This is a genomic window from Thermus sp. LT1-2-5, assembly GCF_040363165.1.
In the GTDB taxonomy this organism is placed as follows: domain Bacteria; phylum Deinococcota; class Deinococci; order Deinococcales; family Thermaceae; genus Thermus.
The window spans coordinates 16,187-32,268 of the sequence record NZ_BSRG01000007.1 but is presented as its reverse complement, the minus strand read 5'-3'; the positions used below and the strand labels follow the sequence as shown (position 1 = coordinate 32,268).

Annotated in this window: 17 protein-coding genes and 1 pseudogene; 4 read left to right on the top strand and 14 right to left on the bottom strand. The window is 65.4% G+C overall.

The genetic code is table 11. The features are described from left to right. Window positions 1–713 precede the first annotated feature (713 nt). Entirely contained in the window at window positions 714–1,148 is a 435-nt protein-coding gene (locus ABXG85_RS08150) for a hypothetical protein (protein ID WP_353513222.1), read from the top strand. A gap of 235 nt (window positions 1,149–1,383) precedes the next feature. Here the strand turns inward: ABXG85_RS08150 and ABXG85_RS08145 are convergent, their stop codons facing one another. Continuing rightward, window positions 1,384–2,553, bottom strand: coding sequence for an RNA-guided endonuclease InsQ/TnpB family protein (locus ABXG85_RS08145; protein ID WP_353513221.1), 1,170 nt, complete (start codon window positions 2,551–2,553; stop codon window positions 1,384–1,386). 453 nt (window positions 2,554–3,006) lie between these two features. On the opposite strand from ABXG85_RS08145, the gene ABXG85_RS08140 reads away from it, so the two are divergent. After that, window positions 3,007–3,426, top strand: a complete 420-nt coding sequence (locus ABXG85_RS08140; RefSeq protein ID WP_353513220.1) for a copper chaperone PCu(A)C — start codon at window positions 3,007–3,009, stop codon at window positions 3,424–3,426. On the opposite strand, the gene ABXG85_RS08135 is transcribed toward ABXG85_RS08140, so the two are convergent. The 8 genes from ABXG85_RS08135 to ABXG85_RS08100 form a co-directional block, all read right to left on the bottom strand. Next, window positions 3,423–4,460 carry a CobW family GTP-binding protein gene (locus ABXG85_RS08135; protein ID WP_353513219.1) on the bottom strand — a complete coding sequence of 346 codons (1,038 nt, stop codon included), beginning with the start codon at window positions 4,458–4,460 and terminating at the stop codon, window positions 3,423–3,425. The genes ABXG85_RS08140 and ABXG85_RS08135 overlap by 4 nt on opposite strands. 9 nt (window positions 4,461–4,469) lie before the next feature. Next, window positions 4,470–4,871 (bottom strand): SaoD/DsrE family protein, encoded by a 402-nt coding sequence (locus tag ABXG85_RS08130; protein ID WP_353513218.1) that lies wholly within the window; start codon window positions 4,869–4,871, stop codon window positions 4,470–4,472. 82 nt (window positions 4,872–4,953) lie between these two features. Continuing rightward, the gene (locus ABXG85_RS08125) at window positions 4,954–6,141 is read right to left on the bottom strand and encodes a hypothetical protein (protein WP_353513217.1); all 1,188 of its coding nucleotides are present in this window, start codon (window positions 6,139–6,141) and stop codon (window positions 4,954–4,956) included. Then, window positions 6,138–7,526 (bottom strand): hypothetical protein, encoded by a 1,389-nt coding sequence (locus tag ABXG85_RS08120; RefSeq protein WP_353513216.1) that lies wholly within the window; start codon window positions 7,524–7,526, stop codon window positions 6,138–6,140. Before ABXG85_RS08120 ends, ABXG85_RS08125 begins: the two co-directional genes overlap by 4 nt. A 135-nt stretch (window positions 7,527–7,661) precedes the next feature. After that, the gene (locus ABXG85_RS08115; protein WP_353513215.1) at window positions 7,662–8,825 is read right to left on the bottom strand and encodes a hypothetical protein; all 1,164 of its coding nucleotides are present in this window, start codon (window positions 8,823–8,825) and stop codon (window positions 7,662–7,664) included. A gap of 44 nt (window positions 8,826–8,869) precedes the next feature. After that, window positions 8,870–9,733, bottom strand: a complete 864-nt coding sequence (locus ABXG85_RS08110) for a metal ABC transporter substrate-binding protein (protein ID WP_353513214.1) — start codon at window positions 9,731–9,733, stop codon at window positions 8,870–8,872. Then, window positions 9,730–10,140, bottom strand: a complete 411-nt coding sequence (locus ABXG85_RS08105) for a hypothetical protein (RefSeq protein ID WP_353513213.1) — start codon at window positions 10,138–10,140, stop codon at window positions 9,730–9,732. Before ABXG85_RS08105 ends, ABXG85_RS08110 begins: the two co-directional genes overlap by 4 nt. A gap of 5 nt (window positions 10,141–10,145) precedes the next feature. Continuing rightward, window positions 10,146–11,324, bottom strand: coding sequence for a YncE family protein (locus tag ABXG85_RS08100; RefSeq protein ID WP_353513212.1), 1,179 nt, complete (start codon window positions 11,322–11,324; stop codon window positions 10,146–10,148). Between the two features lie 102 nt (window positions 11,325–11,426). Between ABXG85_RS08100 and ABXG85_RS08095 the strand changes: the two genes are divergently transcribed. Both ABXG85_RS08095 and ABXG85_RS08090 read left to right on the top strand, forming a co-directional pair. Beyond that, a complete protein-coding gene (locus tag ABXG85_RS08095) occupies window positions 11,427–11,807 on the top strand; it encodes a hypothetical protein (RefSeq protein WP_353513211.1) in 381 nt (126 codons plus the stop codon). Next, window positions 11,774–12,349: pseudogene (locus tag ABXG85_RS08090) on the top strand (transposase); the annotation flags it as partial. The gene ABXG85_RS08095 and the pseudogene ABXG85_RS08090, both read left to right, overlap by 34 nt. A 493-nt stretch (window positions 12,350–12,842) precedes the next feature. Here the strand turns inward: ABXG85_RS08090 and ABXG85_RS08085 are convergent. The 5 genes from ABXG85_RS08085 to ABXG85_RS08065 all read right to left on the bottom strand — a co-directional run bounded on the left by ABXG85_RS08085 (window position 12,843) and on the right by ABXG85_RS08065 (window position 16,065). Next, window positions 12,843–13,022: a hypothetical protein gene (locus tag ABXG85_RS08085; RefSeq protein ID WP_353513210.1), complete on the bottom strand. Its 180-nt coding sequence runs from the start codon at window positions 13,020–13,022 to the stop codon at window positions 12,843–12,845. After that, window positions 13,019–14,467 carry an HD-GYP domain-containing protein gene (locus ABXG85_RS08080; protein ID WP_353513209.1) on the bottom strand — a complete coding sequence of 483 codons (1,449 nt, stop codon included), beginning with the start codon at window positions 14,465–14,467 and terminating at the stop codon, window positions 13,019–13,021. The genes ABXG85_RS08085 and ABXG85_RS08080 overlap by 4 nt, the downstream gene beginning before the upstream one ends. A 78-nt stretch (window positions 14,468–14,545) precedes the next feature. Beyond that, complete coding sequence (locus tag ABXG85_RS08075) at window positions 14,546–14,920, bottom strand: roadblock/LC7 domain-containing protein (protein WP_353513208.1); 375 nt, start codon at window positions 14,918–14,920, stop codon at window positions 14,546–14,548. A 3-nt stretch (window positions 14,921–14,923) separates the two neighbouring features. Beyond that, window positions 14,924–15,520, bottom strand: coding sequence for a protoglobin domain-containing protein (locus tag ABXG85_RS08070; RefSeq protein ID WP_353513207.1), 597 nt, complete (start codon window positions 15,518–15,520; stop codon window positions 14,924–14,926). Next, the gene (locus ABXG85_RS08065) at window positions 15,517–16,065 is read right to left on the bottom strand and encodes a protoglobin domain-containing protein (RefSeq protein ID WP_353513206.1); all 549 of its coding nucleotides are present in this window, start codon (window positions 16,063–16,065) and stop codon (window positions 15,517–15,519) included. The genes ABXG85_RS08070 and ABXG85_RS08065 overlap by 4 nt, the downstream gene beginning before the upstream one ends. Between the last annotated feature and the right edge of the window lie 17 nt (window positions 16,066–16,082).

The window sequence follows — 16,082 nt, the reverse complement described above, 5'->3', positions numbered from 1 at the left end:
TCACGATCGAAACTTCTAACCTTCCCCCCTAAGTTCCGGCGAGGCCGGGGGGGTAGAGGCGCTGCTGCCAGGAGACGAGGGCTTCTTTGAGCGCCTCCCGCCACCAGGTCCGGGGGAAGCGATGCGGAGCCCTCAGGAGAAGGAGGCCTCCACACCCCCACCCCGTTCACCCTCCATCCCCACTCAGAACCCCCCGTCCACGCCCTCCGCTCCCCACGCTCAAGCCGCAAGGGAATCCGCCGGCCCTCCTCGTCCTCCACCCACGCCTTCCCCCTGGCGTTCCACCGGATGGCTCCGTCCCCTCCGCCGCCAAGGCGGTCTGGGAAAAGAGGCCCACGCGCGCGGGTATCGCCCTCCCCTTGTAGGGCTGGGCCAGGGGGAACACGCAAAAGCCTCGCCCTCCGTCCCGCGGCCTTCCCCCATAGGGGGTGCGCTCGGCCTGGGGACGGAGGCGTTCCATGGCCTTGTGGTTAGCTTCCTCGTCGCTTTTGCGGGGGGAGCCCGAAGCCAGGATGGGGTAACCCAAGCGGGCCCCCTTCTCCGTGTCCTTGGGCCTAGGGGCCACTAGGCTCCACAAACGGCGTCAGGTCCTTGTAGGAGATGGGCAATCCCCTCATCGCCTTGGCAATCTGACCTATTGGACCTATTGGAACGCAGGGGGAAAATCAGGACCAAAGGCCGCTTGGGGGGCAGCTTTGGGTTTTAATTTAGTTATGCGCTGGTGGTTTTTAGCTGTCCTTTTGGCAGGGTGCGCTCCTCTTTTTTCGGGTAGCCCGACCCTACTGGTTTCCGAGCGCTATGGCTTAGTGGTGCCAGATGCGCGCCTTTTAGCCCGCATCCAGGAAGGGCCAGTGGAAATCACCGAGTTCTACTACGAGCCCCAAAGCGGGTACCGACCCAGGACCCTAGACGAGCTGCGGCAGATCGGCGAGCTACTCCGAGGCCAGCTTCAGGCACAGGGTTTCACCTTCCGCTGCAGCCGGGAAAACCTCTCCTTGTTGGGTGAAGCCTACTGGCTGCTCCGCATGGCCCGGGACGGCGAAGGGGTAGGGTTGCTCCTGCGCCCTTTGGCGGCGCCCGACCATTACCGGCTCGAGGTGGCCCCCACTCCCCCGGAGCCACCCCTCTTTGAGTGCCCGGCCCGGTAATGCCTTTGCGCCGGATGAACTCCACTCGGAACCCGCTCTTCCCCGTAGGGTTTTTAGGGCCACCCTGGTCCACCTTCTGGTCCAAGAAGGCTGCGCCCAAGGGACTCTCATCGGAACGTGTTTTCGCTCCTCTATACACTCCCGACCCAACGGATACCTTGACCAGCGCCCTAGCGAGGAAGCCAGTCGGCATGGCGTCGGCGCCTGGCGTTCCCTCCTGGATGGAACAGGGTGACTACTCCCCGTTCTGAAGAACGGGGCTTCTCGGTTCAGGTTGCGGCAGAAAAACCGCATCCATCCCCGAAGGCCCAGCCCAGGCCTTAGCCAGGATGTTCCGCGCGGCGGCCACGTCCCGGTGCAGAAGGGTTCCACAAGCGGGGCAGGTGTACTCCCTGACCCACAGGGGTCGCTTCTCCCTGTGGCCGCATTTGGGACAATCCTGGCTCGTGTGTTTGGGGTCTACCCCGATAACCCGCCTACCAGCTTCCGCCGCTTTGTAGGCGAGGATTTGGAGAAACTGTGCCCATCCCGCATCCAAGACTCCCTTGGCAAGAGGGGAGCGGGACAAGCCTTGGATGTTCAGGTCCTCGTGAACGATGGTCCCGTAGCGGTTGACCAGGCTCCTCGCTACCGTGTGGTGAAAATTAAGCCTCTGTCGGGCGACTTTTCGGTGTAGTTTGGCTAACTGTTCCTTGGCCTTCCGGTATCGGCGACTACCCCGCTTCTTGCGGGATAGTTCCCTTTGCTTCCTGGCTATCCTCTCTTGCGTCCTTTGGTAGTGCTTGGGAGCTTCTACCTTCTCCCCCTCGGAAGTGACCAGGAAGTTGGGGTTCGTGCCTAAGTCTATCCCTACAGCTTCTTCTGAGGGTGGAAGAGGCTTGGGCTCCACCTCGCATATGAAGACGATGTACCACGCTCTCCCCTCCCGCTTGACGGTGGCGGTCTTCAGTTTCCCCTCCAGGGGTCGGTGCATCTTGACCTTCACCGAGCCGATGCCGTGGATAAGAACCCGCTTCCCCCCTTCCTGGAGCTTGACCCCGGTGGCGTAGGCCTGGGGGAAGGTGAAGGAGTCGTAGCGGCTCTTTCCCTTGAAGCGGGGGTAGCCCGCCTTCCCCTTTTTGGCTTTGAGCCGGCGGAAGAAGCCTTGAAAGGCCCGCTCCGCTCTTTGGAGGACATCCTGGAGGACTTGGGAGTGGACGCGCTTGTACTCCGGCAAGTTGGCTCGTATCTCCGGGAGCCACCGCGTTTGCTCGGAGAAGGACACGCTCCTCTTCGCCTTCTTGTAGGCCTCTCTCCTCTCCTGCAAGGCGGCGTTGTAGAGGTGGCGGCAGAGGTCTAGGGTGCGCTCCAGGTCCTTGGCCTGGGGCTTGGTGGGGTAGAGGCGGTACTTGAAGGCTTTGCGCATCCCCGTCCTCCACGTAGGATAGCGCATTTTTCGCTTATCCCGCTACCCGCTCCTTCGGAGCGCGTGGGGGTCCCCCCGGTTTGAAAACCGGGGCATTATGGCCCCCACACCCCCTTTTCTGTAATAAGGTCTAGGCGAGCTATCGGAGTACAAGCGCATCCACTGCCAAGTCCTCCAGGATGTCCTCTGTTCTGGGTGGGAGACACTTCTTCACCGAAACGTGGCTGCCGCACTAAACATCCTGGCCAGGGTCTGGACGGGACCCTGGGGGATGGATGCGGTTTCAGCCGTGACCTGAACCGAGGTCAGGCGAAGCCTATCTTTTAGCCTCAGACTTCCAGTCCGAGGAGTCGTCACTTGCGGGGCTAAAAAGCCACCTCACCCCCAAAGAAGAGGCTAGGGAAAGGGATGGGGTGAAAACATCTTTGGGATCGCCCGGAATACAATGGGTATATGCGCTGGCTTCTCCTTCTGTTGGCCCTACTTTCTTGGGCTTGGGCTCAGGTGGTAGCCACCCCAGGCTGGGTGCGCCTGGTGCCTCCCGTGGTCCCCGACACCGCGGCCTACCTCACCCTGGAAAACCGGGGCAAGACCCCCGTGCGGCTGGTGGGGGCCGAAACCCCGGTGGCCCAAAGGGTCTCCTTTCACCGGGACGTGCGGGAGACACGGCAGGGCCAGCCGGTGTTGGGGATGCGACCCCTGCCTTACGTGGAGGTCCCGCCTGGGGGCAAAGTGGCCTTCCGGCCTGGCGGGTACCACCTGATGCTGGAGGGGCTGAAGCGGCCCCTAAAAGCGGGAGAAAAGGTGGAAATCCTCCTGCGCTTCAGCGACGGGGGCAAGCTGAGGGTCCTTCTGCCCGTGGAGTTGCGCTAGGCCAGGCAGGCAGCCAGGGCCTTCTCCAACTCGCCCTGCCACTTCCGAATGCCTTGGCCGATGAACACGATCTCCGTGGGGCCCTCCCCCTCGGTGGGCTCGGGAAGGGGCAGGTAGGGGGTGTCCTCGAGGTTGGGGGGTCCCAGGGTTTCCAGAACCAGGCTGCTCCCGGCATGGGACAAAAAGGCAGGGGGGTGGTCAGCGAAGCGCACGAAACCCTTAGCCCGGAGCACGTAGGAGGGCCAAGCCTCCAGAAAGGCCCAAAAGGCCTGGAAGCGGAAAGGGCGCTCCTGGCGGTAGACGATGCTTTGGAAGCCGTACTCCTCGGTTTCCTTGCTAGGGGCGTTCCACTCCCGCTCCCAGTCGGGGTGTTTCACCCCCTCCTCGTAGTCGTAGAGCCCCGTCCCCAGGAGGAGGGCCGGGTCTACCTGGCCCTGCACCGCCCGGAAAACTTTGGCAGAGGGATTCATGGCCTTGAGGAAAGCTTCCAGGCGCGCCACCTCCTCCGGAGAAACCAGGTCCACCTTGTTTAGCACCAGGATGTTGCTGAACTCCACCTGGTCCGCCAGGAGAGGGGCCAAGGGCTCCTCCTGGGGGTTCCCCTCCGCGTCCTCCACCACCCCCACCTCCTCCCAGAGGGAGAAGAAGCGGGAGGCGTCCACCACGGTGACAATGGCGTCCAAACGCACCTTTTCCGGAAGGGTGCCCATGTAGAAGGTCTGGGCGATGGGAAGGGGCTCCCCGATGCCGGTGGACTCCACCAGGATGTAGTCCAGGTCCTCCTCCGCTAGGCGCTCCAGCTCCACCAGCAGGTCTTCCCGCAAGGTGCAACAGATGCAGCCGTTGGAAAGCTCCACCAGCCGCTCCGTGGTGCGCACCACGAGCCGGGCGTCCACGTTCACCTCGCCGAAATCGTTCACCAACACCGCCACCCGCTTACCCGGAAGCCCACGGCGCAGGAGGTGGTTGATGAGGGTGGTCTTCCCCGCGCCCAGGAAGCCCACCAGCACCGTAACAGGGATAGGCTTCGCCATGAGTGCCTCCTAAAGGGTGATCACCTGGTCCACCTTGCCCGCCAGGGCCCGGTAGAGGTCCGGGAAGCACCCCACCGCCACCCCCTCCACCACGTGGGCCGCCACCCGGCACTCCCCTGGCTCCCGCCGCCCCTTGCCCTCCAGGGTGCACCACCGCGGCTCCCCCTCCGCCAAACCCCGCTCCAAAGCGCAAAGATCGCACATCATGAGGAGGATTCCCCGCTCCCGCGCCACCTTCGCCAGGCGCTCCCCTATGGGATTGCCCTTTTGCAAAACCATGGTGTTGTCGTCAAAGAAGAAGATCCCCACCACCTCCGCCCCGTGCACCCCCGCCTCCAGTTGGGGCAGGATCATCTGCCCAAGCTTGTGGCTCGCCGCCCTGGGACTGGAGAGAACGTACGCGACACGCATAACGGCTACATGATAATTGCTTCTCACTTTTTTGTCAAGAAAAGGCCCCCGGCACGGGGCCGGGGGCCTTCCTGAAGGACCACTACCCTAGGGCCGCGCGAGCCACCACAAAGAGGCCAAGGGTCAGGTAAAAGGCAAACCAACCCAAAAGAAGGCGAACGCCCAGGTCACCCAGCCGCTCCACTCCCGGACCCGGGTCGGCTCCCTCCGGACGCGAGCCGGAAACGTAGAGCACCCGGGCCAGATAAACGATCACCGGGACCGCCGCCACGCCCGTTGCCAGGAAGAAGAGGAGGGAACCCCAGTCCCAGGTAAAGGGGTACTGCCAAACGGCATACCCTTGGCCAAAGGCCGCCTGCGCTCGGAGGTACTCCCTCAGGATCCCCACCCCCAGGAGGGCCATCAGATAAAGGCCCAGGGTGGACAGAGCCCCCTCGGAACGAACCCGGAGGCCATGCAGGTAGAAAAGGGCTCCCAACACCAGGGCCATCAGGACCACGGGCACAGCCATGCCCAGCTCCCGACCCTGTCCCCAAGCCCAAAGGAGGCCAAATAGGGCGAAGAGAATTCCCCCAAGCCGCAATGCCCCCCGGGCCACTCCCTCCACAAAGCCAAGAAACCCAGGAGGCACGTCCTCCCGACGGCGGAAGTACCAAGCAAAGAGGAGGAGGGAAACCCCCAAGGACAACCCCGCTTGCCCGAAGAGCAAGGCGGCGAAGCGGCCAAGATCATACCCCACGAACCGCACGCCGGCGGTGTCAGGCACACCGCCAGGGGCGTACCAGTCCACCCATCGGGAAGGGTAAAGGCCAGCGTTGGCAAGGCTGTGCATGATGAAGCCCGCTAGGACGAGAAGGCCCAAGGCCACGTACCCTACCCCCACGACGTTACCCCTGAGGTAAAGGACGTAGAGGAAGAGATAACCCAGGGCCACCACCGGAATAAAGAGGGTGGTCCAAAGGCCCATCAAGGTGGTGGCGGTGTACCAGAAGGGGTCGTAGATCACCTGGACAAAGAGGAGGGGGGCGATGCCCATGGTGATCCCGAGCCCCGTGGCCTGCACCGCCAAGCGGATAGCCACGTGGCCGAGCCGCTTCCAGTTTTCCTCCCGCCGGGTCAAGGCGTAAAGGCCGAGGGTGAGGCTTCCCACCGCTGCGGTGACGAAGAAAATGTGAAGCACATAGGTGACCACCAGGAGAAGCTGCAAGGCCGCGGGGTGCACGGGCGCCCCGAGAGGATCCCGCATCGCCAGAAGGGTTTCCGGGCTCATCGCTCACCTCCTTGGGCCAAAGTGGGGTAGAAAGTCCGCACCAGCTCCGCCAAGTACAGGGCCATGTAGTCCCGCTCTTCCGGTGCGCCCACCACCGGATGCATGTAGGGGAAGCCGCCGATGGCCTCCAGGTAGGCACGGATGGCTGGCGCTTCCGTTATGCCCCGCCGGTAGAAGAGGGCCGCCAAGTTGCGCATGCCCCCCAGAAAGGCCGTCTGCGGGCTCACCGTGTGGCAACTAGAGCATTGCTGGACCACCAGGGCCCGGCCAGCCTGCAAGGGATCCACGCCCGCTACAGGTCCAGCGCCCTTAGGTCCGGGAGCGGTGGCGAAGGGCAGCCGGCCCAGAACCCCCTCTTGGTTCAGCTCCTCATCCTCCCGCCGTACACCCCGCGCGGGCATGTCCACCCGGATAATCTGATTAGAGGGCATGTAGCCCAGGACCACATCCGGCTTCCGCACCGCCTCACGCGTCCGCTCCGCGCCAAAGAGCGCCAAGAAGGCCAGGGCAAGGGCCCCGTAGGGGACCCAAGGCCTCGTGGCCCAGCCGGGTGCCCGTAGGGCCAGGAGGAACACCACGGTCATGGCCGCCACCCCCAGGAGCATCTTCACGTAGAAGACAGGTTGGATCACTTGGGGCAGGGCGAGGAGGGTTTTGGCGTGGTTGGGGAGGGCGGGAACATACCAGAATAGGACCAGACCCACCCCCAGAAAGAGGCCCACTAACCCTACCTTGCCGGCCAAGGGCACCACCTCCTGCCGCGCCGGATGATCTTTAGGTAAGGAGGAGGCCACCAAAAGGGCATAGAGGGCGGTGAGGGCGAACATAAGGGCGAACCGGGCAAAGAGCATGGGCCAGAAGGTGGGATTGTAAAAACCATCCAGGCTCAGTCCGGTTTCCAACCAGCGCCCCGGGCTGAGCTTAAACGCCAGGATCCCCACGATGATAGCGAGGGTACCCGTGGCCGCCAAGGCCAGGATTAGGGCAATGCGGTTATGGACCTTGGGGCTTACCCGGCCGAAGGTGTAGTAGTAGACCGCAATACCGAACACGTCGATGATGAACCAGAACCACTCCGCTGCCCAGTAAAAGACGAAGTTGTGGATGAGGGTGGATATGCCCCGTGGGTTGCTGGCGGTAACGGAAAACCATATGCCCACGCCGAACATGGCCCCCAGGGTGTAGGCGAGGACGAGAAGCCTCAGGGCAGAGGCTTTGACGTAGTCGTAGAGATAGGGCTTACCCTGCAAAAGGGCCTTTCGTTCCACCCACCAGTTAAACCACGTGGCCGCCACCGTGACGTGGGAAAAGAGGACGTGGGCCACCGCCACCAGCGCCACCACTAAAGCGGAATGGAGGACGAAGCCTTCCCAGACCGGATACATGCCTTACCTCCTTTGCGGGGTTTGTTTTGCCCCACGGGCGCAAGATAGCTCCTGGGGTCGGGACATCTGTACTTCACGGTGTGGGGCAAGCAACAAAGGCCCCCTGCCGGGCAGGGGGCCTAGGTACGACCGGCGTCAGTGCTCCACCCCGGCCACCTCAAAGAGGGCCAGGTAGTAGGGGGTCCCCTCCACCCTCAGCCGGGCCGCCACCCGCCAAGCCTCCAGGTCCACCCGCACCACCTCCCCCCGGGCAGGGTCCGCCAGGTAGGCCACCCCGTGGCCCAAGGCCAGACCTGGGGCGCGCCCTGGGGTGGTGTCCGTGGGGGTGATGGCCTCGAGGCTCCCCACCACTTTGCGGGACTTGGGGTCTACCTTGTGGAAGCGGCCGTCCGCGGTGAGAACGTACAGGGCTTCCCCTTCCGGGTCAAAGGCGAAGCGGAGGGGCCGGGCAGGCAGGGGAAGGATCTCCAATCGGCTCCCCTTGGGCTCGAGGAACGCCAAGGCTTGGCCGAAGTTCCCCACGAAGACTCCTAGCCGGGGGTGGGCGGCGAGAACGCTTACCCGCGCCCCCTCGGGGCTACCCGCAGGGTTGGGCACCTTGCGCCCCAACAGGCCTTGGCCTTGCCGTTCCACCACCAAGACCCCGTCGGCGCAACCGAAGACCGCCACCCCAGCCAAAACCGCCTCCCCGTGAAGCCGGGGACAGGCTTGGGGCAGGGTGAGGACCTGGGTGCCGGCCAGGGTGTACGCTTCCACCCGCCCCCGCTCTAGCCCCCCAACCAGGACCAACTCGCCCAGGAGGGCCACCGCCCCGTGGTCTGCACCCCCCGTGGCCACCAGCCTCGGGGTGAAGTCCAGGCCCAGGCGCCGCAGGTCAAAGAGGGCCACGGTGCCGTCCCCGTCGTGGAACACCGCCAGGTGCTCCCCGTGGGCGTAAACGTGGAAGGGCTTTGGACCGGTGCGCAAGGTGGCGGCCACATAGGGGTTTTCCGCCTTCACGTCCTGGTGGTCGCCGTGGTCCTCGAGGCGGAACCCGCCAAAGAGGAAGCTCACCGCCCCGGCGCCTTCGTGGGTAGCCAGGACGTACTGCCCCCCGGGGAGGGGGTAGAGCCTGGCCGCGCTCGGCACGGTGAACTGACCCAGCACCCTGCCCTCCTCGTCCAATACCCGGACCACCGGGTCCTTCCCGTCCGCCACCGCCAGACGGCGGAAGAACCCTTCCCCGTGGTCGGGGTGGCCTTGAGCCAGAACCAGTCCCAGAAGCCAAACCGTGATGACGCCCAACCGTTTTCTGAACATGCTTCCCTCCTTTCCCCTCGAGGCCCTTTGGCCCCGTAAGAGGACTAACGGCGTGGACACAAGGCCTCCCGGTTCCAACGCAGGAGGTCCAGATAACCGGGCACCCTCCGGTCCAAGGTGTCCGTGTACAGGACCACCAGCCGCGCCCCCAGCTCCTCCGCCAAGCGGCGCATGGGGGCGGGGTCCATCTGGGGCTCCGCCACCACCAGGTCCACCCCGCCCTCCTCCGCCTTTTTCAGGAGGGCGAGCCGATCCCTCATGCTTCCCTCCTGGCCCTGGGTATCCCGAAGGGCGCCCACGATCTCCAAGCCATAGCGCCGCGCCAGGTAAGAAAGGGAGAGGTGGCTCACCACGAGCCTAAGCCGTCTACCCTTCAAACAGGCCGCCAGTTCCCTATCCTCCCGTTCCACCGCCTGGCGGAAGGCCTCGAGGCGGCGCCGATACACCTCCTGGCCCCTGGGGTCCAGACGGGAAAGTTCCTCCGCTATGCGTTCAGCGTAGCGAATGGCGTAGGTGGGGTCCAGCCACATGTGGGGATCGCAGTCCCCGTGGAGGTGGACCCCCATCTCCCGAAGGCCGAGCAGGCCACAAATAGGGTCGGGCATACCCGGAGCCAGCTCCACCACCTTGGCCTCCGGCGGCAGAAGGACCTTAAGGCGGTTCAGGTAGGGTTCCAGTCCCAGACCATTGGCGAAGAGGATCCTCGCCCTGGCCACCTGGGAGGCGGTGGAGGGCCTAAGGTCGAAGGCGTGGGGGTCGGCCCCCGGTGGGACCACGCTCTCCACCCGCACCCTATCCCCAGCCACCTGCCGCACGAGATCCGCCAGGATGGGGGTGGTGGCGGCCACCTGCGGCTCGGCAAAGGCAACCAGAAGGCCGAACAGGCCAAGGGAGAGCCACCGTTTCATCCTTCCACCTCCTGCCAAAGCGCTCTCCAATCCTTGAGGTGCCTTCGGGCCCCCGGGGGGAGGTGCCGCAGGAAACGGGCCCGCCCCTCGCCCCGCAAGGCCCGAACCCTTTCCTCGTGCCCCCGGATGAAGGGGAGGTAGTGGGCGAGCCCATGGGGGAAGGCCAGGGGTTCCGCCTGAGGCGGTACCTCGGGGGGGTAGGGCGGCAAGGGAGACCGATAGAAGCGTTCCTTGGGGCGATGGTAGAGAACACCCCGGTACCAGAGGCCGGTGGAATGGAGCACGGCCTCCTCCCCCAGGTAGAGGCTCGAGCCCACCCCCTGGGGGTGGGGCACCTTGCGGTAGCCCAGGGCCTCCAGGAGGCCTTGGGCGGCGTCCACCCCCAGGAGATACATGAAGACCGGCATGGGGTTCACGGGCGCACCAGGGCAAGCCGGGTAGGGCTACCCCCCACCCGGAGGTACCGGACCACTCGGCCCCGCTCCGCGTCCACCTCCGCCACCAGGCCCAGGTGGGGCAGGCTCACGTACACGAGCCCCCGCTCCGGCCAAGGAGCGAGGTCGGGCAGGATGGCCCCGCCCGTGTCCTCATCCATCTCGGGGAAGGGACGGGAAACCCGCACCTCCTTGAGGAGCCTCCCCTCTCCCGCCTCCCGCACCTGGAGCCGCCCGTCCGAAAGGAGAACGTAAAGCCTTTCCCCGTCGCCCTTCCCCCGGAGGAATACCCCACCCAGGGGAACGGGGGTGAGGCGCAGGGCCACGGGATCCAGGCGTTGCAGGTGCGTCACCCCGTCGGAGTAGCCGAAGAAAACCCCCTTGCCCTCCAGGAAAGCCCCGATCCGCTCGGAAAGCGGGTAGGGGATCCGGGCAAGCTCCCTGCCCCCTTCCAGGGCCAAGACATCTTTGGCGCAAGCGAAGAAGCTCCGGCCCGTTTCCCCGTGGAAGGCTTCCCCGTGCTCCACGGGACAGGAGAAGCGGACCCTTTCCTCCTTGAGCTCCCGGTCAAAGAGGACCACCTGCCCCCGGGCCAGGAGGGTGAGGTAGGTGCCCTCCGGGGCCTCCACCACGTGGTAGTGATCGGGGTTGGGAAGCCGGAGAACCTCCGCCTGGAAGGCCTTTTCCGGGGCCAGGGCCTCCTCTGGGAAGCGGAAGGCCTTGGCGTCCCGCTCGGCGAAGGACAGAAGCCTACCCCCCAGGGTGTAGGCCTCCGCCCCGTGGCCGATGTTCCAGCCCCTTCCCAGGAGCAGGCTCTTGGCGATCACCGGGCGGCTCCAACGCCCCTCCTCCTTTCCGGTCCAGACCACGGTGAGCCACTGCCGATCCGTATCCCGCCCCCGGGCAACCAGGAGGTAGCGCCCCGAGGGGGTCGCCACCAGGCTCATGCCTCGAGGGGGAAGGGCGAGCTCGGCCGCCGCCTGGCCCGAGGGGAGGTCCAAGGCCACGAGGCGGCTATGCCCTGGGCGGTTGTCCAGGGCGAAAAGCCGAGCCTCCGCCGCATACGCCTCCTCCCTCTCGGACACCGGGGCGTGGGCCAAGGCCACCGAGAGGAGGGCTAAGGTAAACCCGCTCGCCGCTTTCCACCAGGCTCTCATAGCGCACCTCCGCGCCGAACGATATTAATAATGCATTCTCATCTTGTCAAGCCCAGCTGGGCTTGCCTTGCAAACCCCCCCCGAGTCCTTCATCCTAGAGCCATGGGCAAGCGCGGCTTTCCCCGACGAGAACCAAGCCCCAAGGAGGTCCTCACCCACTGCCTTCGCCTGGCCCAGGAGGTCGCCCCTCCCACCCCCAAGGGCCGAAGGGGCAGACCCTGGCGCTACGCCCACGCCCTCTACCTCGCCCTCCTCCTCTTTCGCGCCTTCTACAAGCTCACCCACCGCAAGACCGAAGCCCTCCTCCATGACCTGATGGAAGAACCCTTCCCCTCCCATCCATCCCTCGCCCGCTACGCCCTCCACCACCTAGACCCGAGCCTCCTGGAGGACCTCCTCCACCGCCTGGCCCAGGAGGTGGAGGCCCACCTCCCGCCCCAAGACCCTGACCCCCCTTTTACCTCATGGACACCACCGGCCTGAGCTACCGGAGCGAGGACCAAATTCTGCGGTACCGCCGGGGGGCGGAGGCGCGGCGGGCGCGGGGGCATAGCCGGCTCCTGGCCCTGGTGCGGTGGGAGCGGCGGAGGAAGCTCCTCTGGCCCTTTGGGGGGAGTGTGGGGGCGGGGTACGCGCCGGACCCTGTTCTGGGGGCTTGGGCCTTGGGGAGGTTTCGTCCCCGTGGGGGAAGGTTGCTGGCGGACGCGGGGTTTGACGGGCGGGAGGTGTGGGAGAGGGTAGCGGAGCTGGGGCTTAGTCCCCAGATCCGGTTGCGGGGCGGAGGCGAGGTGCGGGAGGGGTTGCGGGCCTGGGGGCGGGAGGTGTGGGACCCTGGGGTGTACCGGTTTCGTGGGGTGGTGGAGGGGGTGTTTGGGGGGATGAAGACGCGGCTTGGGGGTGGGTATCTCCTTGAGCGCAAGCCCAAGACGGCGAGGGTGCGTGCGCTCTTGGAGCTTGTGGTCTACGCGCTGAGGGTTCTCCTTTCCCTTCTCCCTCCCCCGCCGGGGTACAAGGCGATTTACTAGGCGCGCCCGACAGCCCTCGGGCGAGGGCTTAGCGGGCCAGTTTCACGCACTGACCCAAGGGCATCCCCTTCCTCTTTCCTCCCGATGAGGCGCCGCACCTTGTTTTCCCGTTCCCTCTCCCGCCTGTCGCCGGGGAAGAGGGAGGGCCCTTTCTCCACGAGCTCCGACCTCCCCTTCACCACGGGGTTGGGGCGCGCCGTGAGCGCGAGCGATCTCCACCAAGCTCTTTCCCCCCTTGACCGCCTCTAAGTGTGGCTTAGAACTTCTCCCGCGGGGGGATAACCTTGGACGTCTTCACCTTGTCCTCGTTGTGTGGCAATCCTGCCAAGTGCGTGCCGCCCAGCCTAGTGGGTGCATATCTGGTCCAGCCGACCGATAAAGTGAACCCTCTAGCTACCCCATCATCCTGTGCAAAAGCTTTCGGCTACGGTCGTAGAAGAAAGTTACTACATAAAGGGGTTCAAGGACCTGAACGCTCAGGGACAGAGCCCAACTATATCACCAAGCGAAGCCACCTTCGGTCCCGCTCGTCCACACCCGAGAGCAAGCGTACCGGATGGCCAGGAAGGTAACGAGCCACCACCGCTTTCAAGTCCTGCGCCAAAGCCTGCCGTTTCTCCTCCGGTAGCTCCGGGGCGTCTAAAAGGATCTCCAGGGCATCCCGACTCGTCATCGCTCCTTCACCTCTTTCATCATAGGGTTCATAGCCAAAAAGAGCTCCACCAACTTCGGGTCCAGCTTCTTCCCCGCCATGGCCCTGAGCTCTTCCTCCGCCCGCTTGGGCCCGTAAGCCGGCTTGTAAGGCCGCTCGCTCACCAAAGCGTCCCACACGTCCGCCACAGCGAAGACCCGGGCGTGCAACGGGATCTCCTCCCCCTTGAGCCCCCTCGGGTAACCCGTGCCGTCCCAGTGCTCGTGGTGGTACAACACCACCTCCAGAGCCTTCGGGGAAAGGAAAGGCACCCGGGACAAAACCTCGTACCCCAGCTCCGGGTGGCTCTTCACCACCCGCCACTCCAGGGTCACCAAGGGCGCCTCCTTCTCCAGAATCTCCCGGGGAACAAAGAGCTTCCCCAGGTCGTGAAGGTAGGCCCCAATGCGGAGGTCCTCCAGATCCTCCACCCCCGCCGCCCGCCCCAGGACCACGGCGAGCTCCGCCACCCGCCGCATGTGCCCCTCCGTCTCGTAGTCCAACCGCTCCAGGATGGCGGATAGAGCCTCCAAAAGCCCCTCTGCCTGCAGGCGCTTCTCCAAATACCCCTCCAGCTCCTCCCGGGCCACCCGCAAAAGCGCCACCGCCTCCGGAGAAACCTCCACCGCCCGGGTGAAGCTGACAAGGGCTAGCGCCCCGTAGGGCCTCCCCGCCCGCTCCAAAAGGGCCAAAACCACCGTGCGCAACCCCGCCCCCCGCATGGGAGGAAGCGCCTTGGGAAAAGTCTGGTAGTCGGGAATCACGGCGAAGTCCCGCCCCACAAGGAGCGCCATGGCCCCCATGCCCAAGGCCACGGGGTAGCGGCGGTAGAGCTCCGGGTAGCCCGAGGGGTAGCTCCCCGCCAGAACCCAAGGCTGGAACACGCCCCCCTCCAAACGAAATAGCCCCCCCGCCTCCAACCCCGTGTGCCGGAGAAGCTCCTCCAAAGCCCCCCGCACCTCCTCCTCCAAGGATGCCCCCCGCCGCAGGCGCCGGGAGAGGGAGAGGAGAACCTCCAGGGTGGACAGGCCCACCATGCGGCTTTCCCGCAGGGCCACCGCCTCCAAGAGGGCCTCCACCACCTCCCGCTCGTCGGGTCCCAAAGGAGGTACCCCTTCCAGGGCCAAGGCCAGGGAACCGAAGCGGGCCAGGTGGCCCATCCTTCCCCTCCCGTCGGGGGAAAAGCCTAAGGGGCCAGGCGGCGGGGTGGGCCCTTCCTGAGGCTCCCACTCCGGGGGCAGGCGCAGGCCCCGGGCCACCCCAGCGCTGCCCGCCGCCCCCACCACCCGGTACCGCCCCCCTTCCAAGCGAAGAAGGTACGCCCCCTCGGCCCCCAGGTGGACCATAGCCCCCTCCGCCGCACGGGCGTGGAGCTCGGGGAGGTCCTGGGCGCGCATCAGGTGGAGGAAGAGGGCGGCGGTGCGCATAGACTCTAGGAAAGCTAGGCGTCAAATCTGCGAGGGGCCTAGGCCTTGCCCGGCCAGCTTTCATTTTAGCAAGTGGGTTCAGGGCCCTATCCCCAGGATCTGGGCGATCCGGCTCGCCACCTGGCGGGCCTCCAGGTGGATAAGGCCCAGGTTGGCCCCCATGGGGGCGGTGACCGCCAGCACCCCCTTGTCCCCGGCGGCGTAGACCACGAGGTACCCCTCCCGGCCCCGCACCACCACCTCTTCCAAGCTCCCCAGGGCGGAGGTTTGGGCGATGCGCTTGCCCAGCCCCAAAGCGGTGGCCGCCATGGCCGCCGCCCGGGCGGCCTCCGCCTCGGGGAGGTCCGTGGCCAGGGAAAGGCCGTCCGTGGAGGCCACCATGGCCCCCGTGAGTTCCGGGACCGCTTGTCTAAGGGAGCGAACCACCGACTGCAGCTCTTCTTGACGGCTCATGCCTCACTCCTCTCCGGCTGTTTTGGCCATTTGCTCGTAAAGCTCGCGGCTGATACCCGTGGCGCGCAGGAACCTCGCCAAGATACGCTCTTCCAGTTCCCGAGCCTGCACCTCGCTTTCGTAGGAGTACTGCTGGACCACGATGGCCAGGTTAAAGAGGGAAACGAGGGCGAGGGCTCGGGTTAGACGGGCCAGTAGCTCGGGGTCATGGGCGAAAAGCCCGGCGAAGGTGCGGGTCCACTCGTCCACCCACAGGCCGTAAATGCCCCCCACAAGGGTGGTGGGGCTAAACCCCGCTTCCAAGTAAGCCTTCCCTGCCCTGGCGCGCCTTTCCAGGTAGTCCGCATCCAAGGTGGGATGGGAAAAGTACACCTGGGCGATGGCGGTAAGGGCCTGGGTGACATCCTGGGTCTCCTGGGTAAAGGGGTGCTCCCGCAGGCGCTGGGCGATGCGGGCGGCTACATCGGGGAAATGGGGTTCCACCTGTTGGCGCACGGAGGCCAAGAGCTCCCAGTCAGAGAGCACTTGCATGAGGTCCGCCAGTTGCTTCAGGTAATCTTGTTGCTCCCTTGGGCTTAGGTTGAAGAGGTTCGTAGTCATCGCAATTCCTCCACGGAGATCCGCACGCTCCGTTCCAAAAGCTCCCGGCTCTGGCCCGTGATGTCCCGGGCCGCTTCCAGGTAGACTTCCTTGTAGCCCTCGGCGATGAGGGCGGCTACCGTGGTCATGAGGCGGGCGATGGCCCCGGCCACCTCGGGCACACGTTCCGAAACAAACCGGGCGACGAATGCGGTATGTCCCAGCGTCATGGGGTTGCTCACCCCCCGCTTCACGTGCGCGAGGCCCACGTAGGCCTGCCAGGCCCAGTAGTCCAGGTCAAAAGGGCCCGCTACCGCGCGTTGCCACCACCGCCTCAAGGTTTCCTCCCGTTCAGGCCTCTCCCCCTCCCGGAAGACCGCCTTGGTGGGAGGATGGGCGAAAAGGGTGTCGTAGAATGCCTGAACGAGTTCATCCGTCAGGGCCAAGAGCGCCTCCTTGTTCTGGGCCATGGCCCGGGCGTCCGCCTCGCGGAAGCGGTCCTCCGGAGGCATCTCCGCCAGCACCCGCTGGGCCAACCGTTGGAAAAACCCGCTATCCTTCTCCATCTCCACCTCCTCCTTGG

What these genes read in the sequence shown, in the direction of transcription:
- ABXG85_RS08150 (WP_353513222.1), top strand. Translation starts at nt 714, where the DNA reads ATGCGCTGGTGGTTTTTAGCTGTCCTTTTGGCAGGGTGCGCTCCTCTT.
- ABXG85_RS08145 (WP_353513221.1), bottom strand. Translation starts at nt 2,553, where the DNA reads ATGCGCAAAGCCTTCAAGTACCGCCTCTACCCCACCAAGCCCCAGGCC.
- ABXG85_RS08140 (WP_353513220.1), top strand. Translation starts at nt 3,007, where the DNA reads ATGCGCTGGCTTCTCCTTCTGTTGGCCCTACTTTCTTGGGCTTGGGCT.
- ABXG85_RS08135 (WP_353513219.1), bottom strand. Translation starts at nt 4,460, where the DNA reads ATGGCGAAGCCTATCCCTGTTACGGTGCTGGTGGGCTTCCTGGGCGCG.
- ABXG85_RS08130 (WP_353513218.1), bottom strand. Translation starts at nt 4,871, where the DNA reads ATGCGTGTCGCGTACGTTCTCTCCAGTCCCAGGGCGGCGAGCCACAAG.
- ABXG85_RS08125 (WP_353513217.1), bottom strand. Translation starts at nt 6,141, where the DNA reads ATGAGCCCGGAAACCCTTCTGGCGATGCGGGATCCTCTCGGGGCGCCC.
- ABXG85_RS08120 (WP_353513216.1), bottom strand. Translation starts at nt 7,526, where the DNA reads ATGTATCCGGTCTGGGAAGGCTTCGTCCTCCATTCCGCTTTAGTGGTG.
- ABXG85_RS08115 (WP_353513215.1), bottom strand. Translation starts at nt 8,825, where the DNA reads ATGTTCAGAAAACGGTTGGGCGTCATCACGGTTTGGCTTCTGGGACTG.
- ABXG85_RS08110 (WP_353513214.1), bottom strand. Translation starts at nt 9,733, where the DNA reads ATGAAACGGTGGCTCTCCCTTGGCCTGTTCGGCCTTCTGGTTGCCTTT.
- ABXG85_RS08105 (WP_353513213.1), bottom strand. Translation starts at nt 10,140, where the DNA reads ATGCCGGTCTTCATGTATCTCCTGGGGGTGGACGCCGCCCAAGGCCTC.
- ABXG85_RS08100 (WP_353513212.1), bottom strand. Translation starts at nt 11,324, where the DNA reads ATGAGAGCCTGGTGGAAAGCGGCGAGCGGGTTTACCTTAGCCCTCCTC.
- ABXG85_RS08095 (WP_353513211.1), top strand. Translation starts at nt 11,427, where the DNA reads ATGGGCAAGCGCGGCTTTCCCCGACGAGAACCAAGCCCCAAGGAGGTC.
- ABXG85_RS08085 (WP_353513210.1), bottom strand. Translation starts at nt 13,022, where the DNA reads ATGACGAGTCGGGATGCCCTGGAGATCCTTTTAGACGCCCCGGAGCTA.
- ABXG85_RS08080 (WP_353513209.1), bottom strand. Translation starts at nt 14,467, where the DNA reads ATGCGCACCGCCGCCCTCTTCCTCCACCTGATGCGCGCCCAGGACCTC.
- ABXG85_RS08075 (WP_353513208.1), bottom strand. Translation starts at nt 14,920, where the DNA reads ATGAGCCGTCAAGAAGAGCTGCAGTCGGTGGTTCGCTCCCTTAGACAA.
- ABXG85_RS08070 (WP_353513207.1), bottom strand. Translation starts at nt 15,520, where the DNA reads ATGACTACGAACCTCTTCAACCTAAGCCCAAGGGAGCAACAAGATTAC.
- ABXG85_RS08065 (WP_353513206.1), bottom strand. Translation starts at nt 16,065, where the DNA reads ATGGAGAAGGATAGCGGGTTTTTCCAACGGTTGGCCCAGCGGGTGCTG.